The following is a 12,856-nucleotide window of genomic DNA, read 5'->3' as shown; positions in this document are numbered from 1 at the left end:
AAAGTCCCATCAACGTTTTATCAGTATCCCCATCATGTTGCTTTTTTGATTCTTCTTTCAAATTTTTGATTTCTTTTTCGAGTTTTCGAATCTTTTTATTTTTTGAGCGCACTTCCAAGGTTTTGTAGAAACATGGAACAGCTTCTAGAAATGCAACTGCCAGCATGCCGGCGCAAAAGCTTACCAGCAGTACAAATCCCAATGGGAGAGGAACGGATTCATACAGAAGCACTTTTGGAATGCCGAAGCTAAACACAAGCTGATACCCAAACACGGCGTCGTTTAAATTGCAGTAGATGAAGTCGAGGAGAAAAAAGAAAAGTGCAGTGAGAAGAACTACAAAAATAAATCGCAACATAAAACCTCCACGTGAAGAACAAGTTATTATTCTTTTCTGATCACAAAAGCTGTTTCATTGTGCAAAGTTTTAGGATGAAAAACAAGGACTTACTTTTGAAAAGCAGGAAGTAATCTGTCGTAAGTATCGTGAAGATATTCTGGCATGGTTCTGATATCACTTAAAACCGGCAGAAAATTGGTGTCGCCCACCCAACGCGGAACAATGTGAAAATGAAGGTGATCCAAAATACCAGCTCCAGCTGCACGACCAAAATTGAAACCACAGTTAAATCCTGCAGCCTTAAAGTTTTCCCTTAAGATTTCGATAGATTTTGCAGAGAGGCTCAAGATTTCTTGCTGTTCGTCAGCGTTGAGTTCACTTAATTCGGCAAGATGTCGGTTGGGAATAATAAGAAGGTGACCATTGGTGTAAGGGTATTTGTTCATCACCACAAAAACTGATTTGCCTTTGTAAAGCACCAACGCTTCACGTGCGTCACTGGCTTTTTGGGAAGCGCAAAAAACACATTCCCCCTCTAGCCCATCATGTGCACGTTGTATAAAGTCCATTCTCCACGGAGCTATTATACTATGCGCCATTATTCACTCTCTCACGAAGTTCTTTTCCCACTTTGAAAAAGGGAACACGACGTTCTGTTACTTTTACCGTTGCGCCTGTTTTAGGGTTTCTGCCCGTGCGAGGATTTCGAGTACGCACTTCGAAGCTGCCAAAACCTCTAATTTCGATACGACCACCGGTTTGCAATTCTTGTGTCATGCTATCAAAAATCGTGTTGATGATCACTTCAACATCACGCGCTGAAAGATTATTTAGTTTCGTGGTAATAATTTCAATTAAATCACTCTTATTCAAAACTCCTCCTTCAATGGATGGGATTTTAGAAACTCTGAAACATAGGAATGTACACATCACTTCCAAAAACACTGCTCGCTTCTTTTGTGGCTAACTTTGCTTCTTCAACAAACGATCGGAAAAAACTTTGGCGTTCCTTTTTTTCTTTGAACTGCACTTCGCCTTTTATTCCCGCCATTTCTTTTATCATTTCTGTTGCTTTTGAATAGCCACCAATTTCATCGATAAGACCAAGCTCTTTAGCTTTTACTCCGGTGAAAATTCGACCATCTGCAACACTTGCTACAAAGTTTGGATCAAGATGACGAAGCTCAGCGACATCATTTTTGAACTGTTCATAAATTTCTAAAATAATGGACTGTAAGAATTTTCGCTCTTTTACGTTTAGTTTTCTATCGAGCGGAAATAAATTTTTGTATTCTCCACTTTTGATTGTCTCTTGAGAAACCTTTGCCCACTTAAGTAAATTTCCTACTTCAAAGTGTGTCATAATCACGCCGATGGAACCGGTAATGGTTCCCGGATTTGCAATAATTTTTGTAGCTCCACACGCAATGTAATATGCACCAGATGCCGCTATAGCAGCCATTGAGGCCAGCACAGGTTTTACCGTTTTCACATCTTTTACAGCTTCCAAAATTTCTTGCGACGGCCCAACTGCTCCACCTGGAGAATTAAGACGAAGTAAAACTGCTTTTATGGAAGGATCTCTTTTTGCAAGCCGCAACTCTTCGATAATTTTTTCGGAAGTAAAAATTTCCCCCTCAATTGAAATGAGGGCAACATTTCCTTTATTTAAGAAATACAGTTCATCTTCATTTGAGCTCAGCGCAAAGAAAGACACTGCAGATCCTACCGAAAATGCGCCCCCAATAACAATGAGACACAACATTACAATAATAAGGATACGACCAATTTTCACTGTCTCCCCTTATCTCACTTGCGTTTATGCTTGTGGTTCAAGCTGAAACGAACGTTCATTTGGTTCTGTTTTAGAAACACGCAATTGAAGTTCATCGCCAACATTAGCATCAGCAGAAAGTTTATCTGCAGGAACTAAACCTTGTACACCTTTTTCAAGTTCAACAATAGCGCCAAGTTCATTTTTTGCTACAATTTTTCCAGCAGCTTCTGTTCCAAGTTTATATTTTTTGTTGATGATATCCCAAGCATCGTCTTGCAATTGTTTCAAGCCCAATGAGAAGCGTTCATTTTCAGGATCGATCTGAAGAACGATCACTTCAAACTCGTCACCTTTGTTGAATTTTTCTGCAGGCGTTGCAAAGTTTTGAACCCACGTTAAATCTGAAATGTGCACCAAACCATCGATGTCTGCACCAACATCAACAAACAAACCAAAATCTGTAATGTTGCGAACAGTAGCTTTCAATTTTGTTCCAAGCGAGAAATTGTTTTCAAGTTCATCCCAAGGATTCGCCATGATTTGTTTCAAGCCCAAAGAAATACGACGAGTTTCTTTGTCGATATCAAGAACAATGGCTTCAACTTCTTCGCCAGCATTCAAGATTTTTGAAGGATGCTTAATTTTTTTGCTCCAGCTCATTTCTGAAATGTGAATCAAACCTTCAACTCCATCGGCAAGAGAAATAAAGGCACCGTAGTCTGCAAGGCTTACTACTTTTCCACTTACTTTTGAACCAACTGGGAATCTGCCTTCAACATCGCCCCAAGGATCTTCAGAAAGTTGTTTCAATCCAAGTGAAACTTTTTCACCTTCAGCATCAAACTTAAGCACTACAACACGGATGTCATCGCCAAGTTTGTACATTTCTGAAGGATGGTTGATTCTGCCCCAAGACATATCGGTAATGTGAAGAAGACCATCGATACCACCAAGGTCTACGAACACACCGTAGTCAGTTACGTTTTTCACGATGCCGTCAAACACTTGGCCTTCTTGAATAGTAGCCAAGGTTTCTTTGCGAAGTGATTCGCGTTCTTTTTCAAGAACCGCTTTGCGTGAAAGCACTACATTGCCACGACGTTTGTTGAGTTTAATAATTTTAAACGCACAGGTTTCGCCAATAAATTTGTCGAGATTTCTGATGGGTCTAAGATCAATCTGTGAACCAGGAAGGAAGGCTCTGATGCCGATATCTACTGACAATCCACCTTTTACTTTTGAGATAATGGTTCCTTCGATTTCTTGGTTTTTCTCTGCAACTTCTTCAAGCCTATCCCACGTTTTAAGGGCGTCAGCTTTTTCTTTTGATAGGGCTAAAAGACCGTCTTCGTCCTCAAACTCTTCAATAAGCACTTCTACATCTGAACCAACTTCTGCTTTAATCTTGCCGTGAGCTCCTAGAAATTCATCTATAGAGATACGTCCTTCAGACTTAAAGCCTACATCTACTACTACCGAGTCACGAGTAATCGCGACCACTTTACCCTTTACTACCTCACCCTCTTTGAGTTCGGTTGTTTTGGTACTTTCTTCGAACAACTTTGCAAATTCTGAGCTTTTTTGTTGTTCATTTGGTTCTATTGCTACTGCACACATAATATCCTCCGGCCAATTTCCCTTTGAATTTTGGCTACTTAGCCAAGAGAGAAAAAGTGTGCGCAACTTAGTTTCATGACTTTCATTTGTCAAAGAAAAAAGGAGAAAAAGTTTTTGAGAATCAGGTAGTTGGGATGAACCAGCCAGTGGTGTATGAGAGGAAACAAAAAAACATCCTTTCGGATGTTTTTTTTGAGCGGGAGACGAGATTCGAACTCGCGACATTCACGTTGGCAACGTGACGCTCTACCCCTGAGCCACTCCCGCATATTTTTTTTGCAGAACAACGAAGTTGCGCTTCTTATCCTTCCCGTAAAAGCTTGTCAAGATTTTGATTGGGACTTCATTCCGGCATAAAAACCCCAGCAATAATCAAAACCCGAGATGAGGCTTAAGGCCAAAGCCGGCCACAAAAAGAACCAGCCAATGTGCTTCCAGGCAATGCCGAAAAAAGGATAATACAAGAGCAAGGAAATCATAGATGCAGAAATACAAGCGGATTTATATTTTCCCCATTTTGAGGCTGCAATCACCACGCCCTTATCGATGGCAACACTGCGTAAACCCGTCACGGTTACTTCGCGCAATAAAAACAACACCACAAGCCACGCCGGCAGACGGTGAACTTCGATAAACATCACCATGCCGGTAAGAAAAAGAAGCTTATCGGCAAGGGGATCGAGAAAGGAACCAAAATTGCTCATGATTTTGTACCGACGGGCAAGATAGCCATCAAGCATATCAGAGAGCATTGCCGCCGCAAAAAGAACTGCACTAAAAAGCGAAATAAACGCATTCGACTTCATGGTGCTTGGCTCTGGTTTCAGAAACAGCATGACAATCAGCAAAATAGGAACCGCCACGAGGCGCCCCATGGTGATAAGATTTGGCCAATTCAAAATGCCAGGTTGTTTTAGTCGTGTGATCATATCGCCTGTGTATGAACTGCAAAATATATTTTGTCAAAACGATTGTATCTTTTTGCTGTTTCTTTTAAGAGCCTCTCGCATGATGAATCAATTCGACTATCTTGTTATTGGCAGCGGCATCGCGGGCTTATCGTATGCACTCAAAGTTGCGCCTTTCGGAAGAGTTGCCATCGTCACCAAGCGAGGGCTCAGAGATTGCAATACATACTTCGCACAAGGTGGAATTGCTTCCGTTACAGAAACAAGTGATAGCTTCGAGCAACACATTGAAGATACGTTGTCTGCGGGCGATGACCTCTGCAAGAAAGACGTTGTTGAAGCAATAGTAAAGCACGCGCCAGAAGACATTGCAGAGCTTGGGAAATACGGTGTGAAGTTTGCGAAAAAAGGAAAGCATCTCACCACAACACGAGAAGGTGGTCATTCACAAAAAAGAATTCTTCATACACAAGATGCAACCGGAAGAAGCATTCAAGATGCTTTAATTTCACAAGTAAAAAATACTGAGAACATCACTCTTTTTGAACATCATATTGCCATCGATCTCATCACCAACAAAAAATTGAGTTCCAAACCAAGGCGATGCATTGGCGCGTACATTCTCGATATTGCAACAAATGAAATCATTACGTTTCAATCTCATGTCACTCTGCTTTCCACTGGTGGTGCTGGAAAAGTGTATGTCTACACCAGCAATCCTGATGTAGCGTCTGGCGACGGCATTGCGATGGCCTATCGGCTTGGCTGCAGAGTTGCCAATTTGGAGTTCGTTCAGTTTCACCCTACTTGTCTTTTCCATCCTCAAGCAAAATCGTTTTTGCTTTCCGAAGCCCTCCGTGGTGAAGGCGCATTACTTCGTCGCAAAGACGGTACTTTATTTATGAAAGATCATGATCCTCGCGCCGAGCTTGCAACGCGTGATATCGTGGCCAGAGCTATCGATTTTGAAATGAAAAAAAGTGGAGATGAGTGCGTTTATTTAGACCTCACTCACTTGAAGGCAAAAAAAATAAAAGACCGCTTCCCCACTATTTACGCTACTTGCAAGGGTTTTGGTTTTGATCCTTGTCACAGTCCTCTGCCTGTTGTTCCTGCTGCACATTATTTTTGCGGCGGCGTTGTGACCAACATCCACGGCGAAACTGATGTTGCTGGGCTTTACGCATGCGGCGAAGTGGCGTGCACTGGAATGCATGGAGCAAACAGGCTAGCCTCGAACTCTCTTCTTGAAGGTGCTGTTGTGTCTCACTTTGCAGCGCAAAAAAGTATAAGCTTCGTTCAAGAAGTAAAAATGGAAACCTTTCCCATTCCCGACTGGAATAGCGAAGGCACAAGCGATAACGATGAAGAAGTGGTGATCACTCAAAATTGGGATGAAGTCAGACGACTCATGTGGAATTATGTTGGTATCGTAAGATCAAACAAACGTCTCGACCGTGCAAAAAAACGTATCAATTTGTTGCGTGAAGAAATCAGAGAGTACTATTGGAATTTTAAACTTACCAACAATCTTATCGAACTGAGAAACCTTGCCCTTGTTGCCGATTTAATTATTCGTTCTGCATGCCAGCGAAAAGAATCGCGCGGGTTACACTTCAATCTCGACTATCCCGAAAAAAGAGAGTCTGAGAAAAAAGATACGGTATTGCAAAGAGCTCCTCGGAAAAAGTGATGCTACTTCACTTTCCACTTCAACGAAGATTTTCCAATGACACTGCGGGAAGTAAGGCTAAAGGATTTTCCAAGTTCAACTTTTGGAAAACGAATGAGATACAACATAGACCATCTGTCGATGTAGGGATATAGCACTTTGTAGTAAGGACTGAGCGGAATCATCTCTACACTCAGCGGCGCGATCTTGTCGCCGTTTTCGGTGAGCAGCACAAATTCCCAAAACGTATTTTTCCCTTCACTGATTTGCTTGTAAGCTTTTTTGGTATAAACGCTCACAAAAAAATCCCAGTATTCAGATTGGAGTTTGTTTTGTTCGGCAAACCAGTGCGCTTTTTCTGTTGGGTTGAGATACTTTATTTTTGCATGTTTCTGGGCTTGCGCATTTCGAAAAGCATCCGAAAAAAAACTAGCATTCCAAATAAGATCTGCATCCCAAGCTTCAAAGTTGTAGATTTTTCCGTCTCTGCTTACACTATTAAGATGTGAAGAATATGATTTTGCAAAACCTGAAGGGGAAAAAATGAGTGAAAGAAAAAGAACAAAACATAAAGGAAATATTCGTAGCATAAGCCCTCTTTAAAAAGTTGAACTAAGACAGCTACCCTTTTGAAACAAAAATGTAAAACGCACAATTATTTTTTTTCTTCTTTTGCCAACACTTCAAACAGTTCACGTTGCTTTTTCGAAAGTTTTGTTGGTGTTTTCACACGAAAATAAACAAGATGATCTCCACGTTTGTGATGATGAACATCAGGGAATCCCATCTTTTTCATTCTGTATTCGTCATGCGACTGCGTTCCTGCTGGAATGTTGATAGTGTGGCTTTCATCAAAAGTGTTCACTTCAATTTTATCGCCCAAAGCCGCTTGCGAAAAAGTAATGTCAACTTGACTGATGAGGTCAGTTGCGTTTCGTTCGTAGTGCTTATCTGCTTTCACCTGCACAAACACATATAAATCTCCGGCCGCACCACCGGCGATGCCAGCTTCACCTTCACCACGCAACACAAGCCTCATGCCAGTATCAACTCCGGCGGGAATTTTGACCTGAAGTTTTTTCTTTTGCTGCGTTCTTCCTTGGCCGTGACAAGTTTTGCATGGTTTTTCAATCATCTGCCCTTGACCACGACAAATGGGACACGCTACTTGCACGACAAAAAAACCTTGGCGTTGCGTCACTGCGCCAGAGCCACCACAATGAGCACAGGTTTTCAGCGAAGAGCCCGCTTCACGCCCCAAACCTTCACAATCGGCACAAGCCTTTAACGTGCTGACTTCGATTTCTCTTTCCAAACCGTAGTAAGCTTCTTTGAGGCTAATCTCCATATCGTAACGCAAATTATTTCCAGCTTGCCCTGCTGATGAACGTCCGCGACCACGGCCGCCACCCATTCCAAAAAAGTCTTCGAAAATATCTCCGAAGGAAGAAAAAATATCTTCCACGTTCATTCCTGAAAAACCCTGAAACCCCTGACCAGAAAGACCTTGGTGTCCGTAGGTGTCGTAGATCTGGCGTTTTTGCTGATCCGAGAGCACCTCATAGGCCTCACTTGCTTCTTTGAAACGCTCTTCTGCAGTAGCATCGTCTTGATTGCGGTCTGGGTGATGCTGAAGCGCAAGCTTCCGGTAGGCGGCTTTAATTTGCGCCGCAGAGGCTGTTTTCTCTATGCACAATACCTCGTAATAACAGCGTTTTGACATCCTTACTCCTTGATAATCCTGAAAAAATGAGCCCTTAAATTGGAGATTCTGCTTCTAAAGTCAAGATATTGCTCGGAAAATCAAAAAAGGTGAAAAAAATCAATTTGCTAGCTTGACTCTGAAGACTGAGCCCCCATCTTCGCCTTACATTTATAACGTTCATTTCTAAACTGAAGGAGTAGAGAATGGGAAAAATCATTGGAATCGATCTTGGAACCACCAATTCGGTAGTAGCCATCATGGAAGGTGGAGAACCTAAAATTATCACAAACGAAGAAGGTGCTCGTACAACGCCCTCCGTTGTTGCGTTTAAGGATGATGAGATCATCGTGGGCCAAGCTGCAAAACGTCAGTCTATTACAAATCCAGAAAAAACGATTTTTTCCGTGAAGCGTTTTATGGGCGATAAATATGCCGAAGTAAAAACGGAAGCTGAAAAAATGCCATATCATGTTGTTGCTGGTGCAAATGGCGACGCTAGAATCAAAGTGGGAGACAAAGAACTTTCTCCTCCCGAAATTTCAGCTCACATTTTAAGAAAATTGAAACGCGCTGCCGAAAACTATCTTGGTGAAGAAGTTAAAGAAGCGGTTATCACCGTTCCTGCTTACTTCAACGACAGCCAACGTCAAGCCACCAAAGATGCTGGGAAAATTGCCGGCCTCGATGTAAAACGCATTGTAAATGAACCTACCGCTGCAGCACTTGCTTATGGGCTGGATAAAGACAAAGACCATACCATTGCCGTTTTCGATTTTGGTGGTGGTACGTTTGATATTTCAATTCTTGAAATTGGTGAGAACGTTGTTGAAGTAGTTTCTACAAATGGTGACACCCATCTTGGCGGCGATAACATCGACGAAGAACTCATTCAATACCTCATCAACGAATTCAAAAAAGATCAGGGCATCGATGTTTCCAAAGACAAAATGGTGCTTCAGCGTTTGAAAGAAGCTGCTGAAAAAGCAAAAATTGAATTGAGTTCAACCATGGAAACAGACGTGAATCTTCCCTTCTTAACTGCAGATCAATCTGGCCCAAAACACATGAACATCAAACTTACTCGTGCAAAATTTGAAGCACTTGTAGGTGATCTCATGAATAAAACCTTAAAACCTTGTGAGTTAGCACTGAAAGATGCAGGAAAAAAAGCTTCAGAAATTCACGAAGTGATTCTTGTGGGTGGCTCAACTCGCATTCCAAAAGTGCAAGAACTTGTGAAAAACTTTTTCGGGAAAGAGCCTCATAAAGGTGTGAATCCAGATGAAGTTGTTGCCGCCGGAGCCGCTGTACAAGCGGGTGTGCTGGCTGGTGATGTAAAAGACATGCTACTTCTTGATGTTACTCCCCTTTCGCTTGGTATTGAAACCCTTGGTGGAGTTTCAACTGCACTCATCGAACGCAATACCACCATTCCAACTCGTAAGAGCCAGGTTTTTTCAACGGCTGCCGACAGTCAAACTTCCGTTGAAATTCACGTGCTCCAAGGTGAGCGTGCAATGGCTGCTGACAACAGAACACTTGGTCGCTTCAACCTTGAAGGAATTCCATCTGCACCAAAAGGTGTTCCACAAATTGAGGTAACCTTTGATATTGATGCAAACGGAATTGTAAATGTTTCCGCAAAAGATCTTGCAACACAAAAAGAACAAAAAATTGTCATTACCTCATCATCTGGAACTGGTCTTTCTAAAGATGAAATTGAGAAAATGGTAAAAGATGCAAAATCTCATGAAGCGGAAGACAAAAAAAGAAAAGAAGAAGTTGAAACCAGAAACCAAGCTGACATGCTTGTGCATTCGGTAGAAAAAACACTGAAAGAAAACAAAGACAAACTTTCTGCTGATGACATTAAAAATGTTGAAGCTGCCCTTGAAAAGACAAAAAAAGCAATTGAGTCAAAAAATATAGATGAAATTAAAAGTTCAAGCGAAGAACTCACACAAGCTTCACACAAACTCGCCGAGCACATGTACAAGGCAACTGCAGATGCTGCCAAAGCTGAAGCAGGAGACGGTGAAGCGAAGGCCGAAGCAAAACAAGATGAAAATGTGGTTGATGCCGAGTTTACTGAAGGCGACGACAACAAAGACGCAAAAGCTGCACACTAAGAAATTAAAACCTCAAACAGAAAAGCCCCTCCAATTTGGCGGGGCTTTTTTTATGCATTCCCAATGAGCAAAACTAGTTCGCCCTTTAGTTCTCTTTGTGAGCAGATTTCCGCCAGCTCTTCAAGTGAAGCTCGGAGTGATTCTTCGTGTAGTTTTGTGAGTTCCCTTGCAAGCACCGCAGGTTTATTGCCAAATACTTCACAACAATCTTGAAGTGTTTTTTCTATTTTCCATTTTGAGACATAAAAAATCAGCGTGTGCTCAAACGATTTAAGTTCTTCTAAAACTTTTTTACGTTTACCAGGTTTATCGGGCAAAAATCCGATGAAGCTAAAACGATCGGTGGGAAGCCCGCTTCCAACAAGAGCTGAAATGGCTGCACATGGACCTGGAATAACTTCAACTTTTATCCCTCGGAAAACCGCCTCACGAATCAGCGGATAACCTGGATCGGAAATACCTGGTGTGCCTGCATCAGAGACAAGCGCAATATTTTTTCCTTCTTCCAACGCCGAAACAAGAGTTTCCAACTTTCCTCTTTCGTTCCCTTGAAAATAGCTGGTGAGAGAAGTGGAAATAGCAAAGTGTGTTAAGAGTTTTTTTGTTTGCCGTGTATCTTCGGCTGCAATCAAATCAACTTCTTTCAAAACACGAAGAGCGCGAAGCGTGATGTCTTCAAGGTTTCCGATGGGGGTTGCAACAATGTATAAAATTCCACTCATTTTATTCTTTCGATTAATCCCTAGAATGATTTCCAAACAATGGGAATGCGCCTTCCAATTCCAAAAGCCTTAGAAGTAACTTTTAAACCAGGAGCGGCTTGTCTTCTTTTGTATTCATTTTTGTCAACGAGGGTTAAAACTTTTTTCACCACTTCGCCGGAAAATCCAAGTGAAAGAATATCTTCAGCTGATTTTTTTTCTTCAATATAAAGTTTAAGGATTTTATCCAATACTTCATACGGAGGAAGCGAATCCACATCCTTTTGATCTGGCCGCAACTCTGCACTAGGCGGGCGTTCTATGGTGGATAGTGGGATAAGATTTTGTTTGCGATTAAAATGCTGCGCGAGTTCATAGACTTTCATTTTGGGCACATCAGAAATCACAGCCAAGCCGCCAGCCATATCACCATACAAGGTGCAATACCCAACGGACAACTCAGATTTATTTCCAGTGGAAAGTAATAGATCACCTGTTTTGTTTGAATGCGCCATTAAAATATTGCCACGAATTCTTGCCTGAAGATTTTCCTCCACAAGTGTTATTTCATGTTCGCTGTGAAGTGATTTTCTGTATGAAGCATAGACTTCATCAATGCGAATTGTTTTCGTTTTTATTTTCAGGGCATCAGCCAGAAAGTGTGCATCATCAATGCTTTGCTGCAACGTATACGGAGATGGCAAAAGATAGGCGGTGACATTTTGAGGCCCAAATACCTCCGCTGCAAAACAAGCCACAACAGCAGAATCGATTCCGCCTGAAAGTCCAAGCACTGCAGAAGTAAAATTGCTTTTGGCAGCATAATCATGCAAGCCAAGCTTAAGGGCTAAATATAATTCTTCTGTTTCAGAAAGAGAGTTTTGTTTACTGGGTTGCGAAGAAGAAAAATCGTACACAAGAAAATCTTCTTCAAATGCTTTTGCCTGTGCTAGCACCTTTCCCTCTTCATTTAAAACAAGACTGCGGCCATCGAAAATAATTTCGTCGTTTCCACCCACAAGATTGCAATAGACAAGCGGCGTTTTCATTTTTTTTGCAAAGTTGCGTAAAATTTTTTCTCTGAGTTCATACTTTTCAGCATAAAATGGAGACGCTGAAATATTTACAATATAGTCGTGCTTATCCGAAACAAACGCAGCCAAAGGATCGCGTGCATAAAGCTTTCTTCCATTCTCTTCGAGATCGCCCCAGATATCTTCGCAAACGGTGATGAGAATTTTTTTCCCTTTAAACTGAAACGAATGAAGCGAATCTGCTGTTTCGAAATGTCTTGTTTCATCAAACACATCATATGAAGGCAACAAAGATTTGCGCTGCACAAAAAGTTGCTCGCCGCGATGAAGCAGAAAAGCGCTATTAAAAAGATGTCTTCCTTTGAAAGATGTATTTTTTTCCGGCGCGCCAATAAGAAGCGCAACGTCGGACTTAAGTTGCTTCAACTCTTCTATCACTTCATAACATTTGTGAAGAAAGGATTCTCTTTCCAAAAGATCTCTTGGTGGATAACCGCAAACACAAAGCTCAGGGAAAAGAAGAAGATCTACTTTTTCCTTTTCCGCTTTGCGAATGCAGCTGATTATCTTCGCTTTGTTTCCAGAAAAATCAGCAACGGTTGTATTTATTTGGCCTAATGCAATTTTCATATTTCTTTACTTTACACTTAGGTAAGGACAGCTCCAAATTTAATGGCTTTTCCCAAATCACCATCCACTTTTACCTTGCCCATCATAAATGCCATTTGTGGATCAAGTGATCCTGCTGCCAACGATTCAAACGTTGCGGTATCCATAAGGATGGTGGCAACAGCATTTACAGCATCGCCTTGCACAAGAGTTGCTGGATGACGAGTGCAATCTACAATCCACATTTGAGCATCATCATCTAATTTGAGAGCAACTGGTGCTGAAATGGTTTCAATCAAATCTGGATTTTCGTTCAGTTTCGTTAACACTTTTTCTTCTAGAAATGTTTTTACATCCATACTTC

General features: G+C 41.6%; 13 protein-coding genes and 1 tRNA gene. 2 read left to right on the top strand and 12 right to left on the bottom strand.

The genetic code is table 11. The annotated features are described in order from the left end of the window. The 7 genes from COV43_03130 to pgsA all read right to left on the bottom strand — a co-directional run. Nucleotides 1-358, bottom strand: a 358-nt coding sequence (locus COV43_03130) for a hypothetical protein (protein ID PIR25992.1), incomplete at its 3' end; no start/stop codon positions are given. An 89-nt stretch (nucleotides 359-447) separates the two neighbouring features. Beyond that, on the bottom strand, nucleotides 448-939 hold the full coding sequence (locus COV43_03125) for an HIT family hydrolase (GenBank protein PIR25991.1): 492 nt from the start codon (nucleotides 937-939) through the stop codon (nucleotides 448-450). Continuing rightward, complete coding sequence (locus COV43_03120; GenBank protein ID PIR25990.1) at nucleotides 929-1,213, bottom strand: integration host factor subunit beta; 285 nt, start codon at nucleotides 1,211-1,213, stop codon at nucleotides 929-931. The genes COV43_03125 and COV43_03120 overlap by 11 nt, the downstream gene beginning before the upstream one ends. A 25-nt stretch (nucleotides 1,214-1,238) precedes the next feature. Then, complete coding sequence (gene sppA / locus COV43_03115) at nucleotides 1,239-2,135, bottom strand: signal peptide peptidase SppA (protein PIR25989.1); 897 nt, start codon at nucleotides 2,133-2,135, stop codon at nucleotides 1,239-1,241. Between the two features lie 24 nt (nucleotides 2,136-2,159). Further along, nucleotides 2,160-3,959, bottom strand: coding sequence for a 30S ribosomal protein S1 (locus COV43_03110; protein PIR25988.1), 1,800 nt, complete (start codon nucleotides 3,957-3,959; stop codon nucleotides 2,160-2,162). Next, nucleotides 3,927-4,001 (bottom strand) — tRNA-Gly (locus tag COV43_03105). Before COV43_03105 ends, COV43_03110 begins: the two co-directional genes overlap by 33 nt. Before the next feature lie 56 nt (nucleotides 4,002-4,057). Continuing rightward, on the bottom strand, nucleotides 4,058-4,663 hold the full coding sequence (gene pgsA, locus COV43_03100) for a CDP-diacylglycerol--glycerol-3-phosphate 3-phosphatidyltransferase (protein PIR25987.1): 606 nt from the start codon (nucleotides 4,661-4,663) through the stop codon (nucleotides 4,058-4,060). Between the two features lie 79 nt (nucleotides 4,664-4,742). Here pgsA and COV43_03095 point away from each other — a divergent pair, with 79 nt between their 5' ends. Further along, nucleotides 4,743-6,335, top strand: a complete 1,593-nt coding sequence (locus COV43_03095) for an L-aspartate oxidase (protein PIR25986.1) — start codon at nucleotides 4,743-4,745, stop codon at nucleotides 6,333-6,335. 2 nt (nucleotides 6,336-6,337) lie between these two features. Here the strand turns inward: COV43_03095 and COV43_03090 are convergent, their stop codons facing one another. Further along, a complete protein-coding gene (locus COV43_03090) occupies nucleotides 6,338-6,904 on the bottom strand; it encodes a hypothetical protein (protein ID PIR25985.1) in 567 nt (188 codons plus the stop codon). Between the two features lie 65 nt (nucleotides 6,905-6,969). Next, nucleotides 6,970-8,037, bottom strand: coding sequence for a molecular chaperone DnaJ (gene dnaJ / locus COV43_03085; GenBank protein ID PIR25984.1), 1,068 nt, complete (start codon nucleotides 8,035-8,037; stop codon nucleotides 6,970-6,972). Between the two features lie 185 nt (nucleotides 8,038-8,222). Here dnaJ and COV43_03080 point away from each other — a divergent pair, with 185 nt between their 5' ends. Next, entirely contained in the window at nucleotides 8,223-10,148 is a 1,926-nt protein-coding gene (locus COV43_03080; protein PIR25983.1) for a molecular chaperone DnaK, read from the top strand. A 50-nt stretch (nucleotides 10,149-10,198) separates the two neighbouring features. Here the strand turns inward: COV43_03080 and rsmI are convergent, their stop codons facing one another. Genes rsmI through COV43_03065 form a run of 3 tightly spaced genes read right to left on the bottom strand, consistent with a single transcriptional unit; the run spans nucleotide 10,199 to nucleotide 12,851 of the window. Next, nucleotides 10,199-10,870, bottom strand: coding sequence for a 16S rRNA (cytidine(1402)-2'-O)-methyltransferase (gene rsmI, locus COV43_03075; protein PIR25982.1), 672 nt, complete (start codon nucleotides 10,868-10,870; stop codon nucleotides 10,199-10,201). A 20-nt stretch (nucleotides 10,871-10,890) separates the two neighbouring features. After that, complete coding sequence (locus COV43_03070) at nucleotides 10,891-12,513, bottom strand: NAD+ synthase (GenBank protein PIR25981.1); 1,623 nt, start codon at nucleotides 12,511-12,513, stop codon at nucleotides 10,891-10,893. Nucleotides 12,514-12,530: 17 nt separating this feature from the next. Continuing rightward, complete coding sequence (locus tag COV43_03065) at nucleotides 12,531-12,851, bottom strand: sterol-binding protein (GenBank protein PIR25980.1); 321 nt, start codon at nucleotides 12,849-12,851, stop codon at nucleotides 12,531-12,533. Nucleotides 12,852-12,856: the final 5 nt, after the last annotated feature.

Source organism: Deltaproteobacteria bacterium CG11_big_fil_rev_8_21_14_0_20_42_23 (assembly GCA_002796345.1).
Taxonomy (GTDB): Bacteria; UBA10199; UBA10199; order 2-02-FULL-44-16; family 2-02-FULL-44-16; genus 1-14-0-20-42-23.
Note: the sequence above shows the minus strand (reverse complement) of the source record. Positions and strands in the feature narration are given on the sequence as shown.

What these genes read in the sequence shown, in the direction of transcription:
- COV43_03125 (PIR25991.1), bottom strand. Translation starts at nt 939, where the DNA reads ATGGCGCATAGTATAATAGCTCCGTGGAGAATGGACTTTATACAACGT.
- COV43_03110 (PIR25988.1), bottom strand. Translation starts at nt 3,959, where the DNA reads ATGTCGCGAGTTCGAATCTCGTCTCCCGCTCAAAAAAAACATCCGAAA.
- pgsA (PIR25987.1), bottom strand. Translation starts at nt 4,663, where the DNA reads ATGATCACACGACTAAAACAACCTGGCATTTTGAATTGGCCAAATCTT.
- COV43_03095 (PIR25986.1), top strand. Translation starts at nt 4,743, where the DNA reads ATGATGAATCAATTCGACTATCTTGTTATTGGCAGCGGCATCGCGGGC.
- COV43_03090 (PIR25985.1), bottom strand. Translation starts at nt 6,904, where the DNA reads ATGCTACGAATATTTCCTTTATGTTTTGTTCTTTTTCTTTCACTCATT.
- dnaJ (PIR25984.1), bottom strand. Translation starts at nt 8,037, where the DNA reads ATGTCAAAACGCTGTTATTACGAGGTATTGTGCATAGAGAAAACAGCC.
- COV43_03080 (PIR25983.1), top strand. Translation starts at nt 8,223, where the DNA reads ATGGGAAAAATCATTGGAATCGATCTTGGAACCACCAATTCGGTAGTA.
- rsmI (PIR25982.1), bottom strand. Translation starts at nt 10,870, where the DNA reads ATGAGTGGAATTTTATACATTGTTGCAACCCCCATCGGAAACCTTGAA.
- COV43_03070 (PIR25981.1), bottom strand. Translation starts at nt 12,513, where the DNA reads ATGAAAATTGCATTAGGCCAAATAAATACAACCGTTGCTGATTTTTCT.
- COV43_03065 (PIR25980.1), bottom strand. Translation starts at nt 12,851, where the DNA reads ATGGATGTAAAAACATTTCTAGAAGAAAAAGTGTTAACGAAACTGAAC.